At 41.0% G+C, this 1,794-nt stretch carries 1 pseudogene; it reads right to left on the bottom strand.

The window, feature by feature from the left end:
• Positions 1 to 1,527 precede the first annotated feature (1,527 nt).
• Positions 1,528 to 1,794: pseudogene (locus AC1DDX_RS27100) on the bottom strand (hypothetical protein); the annotation flags it as partial.

The raw sequence follows: 1,794 nt of genomic DNA, 5'->3' as shown, positions 1-1,794 counted from the left end.
AGGCAAGCCCGTCTCTTGCGGCCTGCAAAAAACCGCGGGGTTTTTGCTCTGGTGCTTACGGACTGGTGTGGCTGTTTGTTCGTACTGTCGATTTAGGAGTGTTATGGAGTCGGTTGAAATGACTCTAATTCTCATTGAGACCCCTGCCGGTTCTATATACTCATGAAACCAATTTTAGTTTTCATACCCGTCAATCTACGAACATTTATTGAGTACATTTCTATCTCACTTTAGGGCTGTAGAAGTAGTCTCGATTACTTTGTTTATAATGCATAATAATATTAAACATAAGTTCGAGAGGATATCGTTTGTTGGATTTGCGTGCATATTTTGGCTCACCCCATGGTCGTGCAAGCAGCCTCTTGTCCCGTTTAACTGAAAAACAACTAGCTGCCTCCGTTGGCAATCTCTTAAAAGAAACTTGTTCTGTTTCCAATAATACGAGCGCCCCCATCGATTGTATATTTATCAAATTTAGTGAGTGCATATTTTGCCTCATTCTGCGGCTTTATAAGCAGCCTCTTATGCTAATTTTTTCTGATCAATATATCCAAAGCGATTTGAAATAAGCTACCCCGGCATGGTATGTTCACGATGGAGCAGGCAAATAGTACTGCCAAATACTACCAGGAACTTAGTGAGTAAGATTCTAGTCTCACCCAATGGCTGTACAAGAAGCCTCTTATTTCTATACAAACAGCCCGTTATTTCGTGGTATTGGAAAATGATAAGCCATCCTAATGGCATACTTATCAATCCAAACCTACCATTCTAGCCCTGATAATACAAGAGGACCCACCGGTTGTATTTATAATTAAATTTAGCGATTGCATAATTTGCCTCGCCCTACGGCTGTACAAGCAGCCTCAAAAGTTTTTATTGAAACAATCATTCTAATTTGAAATGATATTAAACTGAATCTGGCACCGCGGCAGTCTAACTTTCAAGAATACAATAGAGCCCATGGTGGTTGTATTATCTTTTAGACTTAGTGAGTACATCTTGTCTCACCCTATGGCTGTACAAGCAACCTCTGATGCTAATTTTTTCCTGATCTAATCTATTCAAGGGGATTTTAATAAGCTACCCCGGCATGGTATGTTCGCGATGGAGCAGGCAATGGTACTGCCAACTACTGTCAGGAACTTAGTGAGCACAGTTTTAGTCTCACCCTATGGCTGTACAAGCAGCCTCTTATTTCTATACAAACAGCCTGGTATCCGTGGCATTCGAAAAGAGATAAAATTTTCCCGGATGGCATATCTATCAATCCGGGATCTAATCAATTACCAGGATCTACATTTTGTCATGCCTAGAGCATATGTGTTTCTGAAACGGACTTACAATAGAGCATTGCGCATTGCTTTCAAAATAGGAGATGTCAACTCATAGACATTTCTACCTAAGCAATTCGGTGAGTGTTAAAGTAACCTCACCCTATGGCTGTGCAAACAGCCTCCATACTAAATAGCTTCCTCTCAAAGAACTAAACTTATCACCATCAGGACTGGCCTGAGCCTGATACTTCTATTCAACTACTAGCTGAATGCCCGCTCTGTCCGCTTTATAGGCAATTTTTTCTTTCAGGCTGTAATAACTCCAGTTCTGCAATAAGAATGGATCTTCCTTCGCTATTTCTTCCTTTAGTTCCTGATTGACGAGAATAAGGGTTGCCGCCTCATGCTTTACACAGAGGTCTATCAGCATGCGGCTATACACATGGAGTTTATAGTCAATATATTTTCTTTCCTGATGCTGGTAGTCTTCCAGGCTTTTCCTTTTTCGCTTTCGTCC

The sequence above is a fragment of the Pedobacter sp. 10L46_2 genome, from assembly GCF_056395165.1.
The sequence above is the reverse complement of the archived record's forward strand: the minus strand, read 5'-3'. Positions and strand labels throughout refer to the sequence as shown.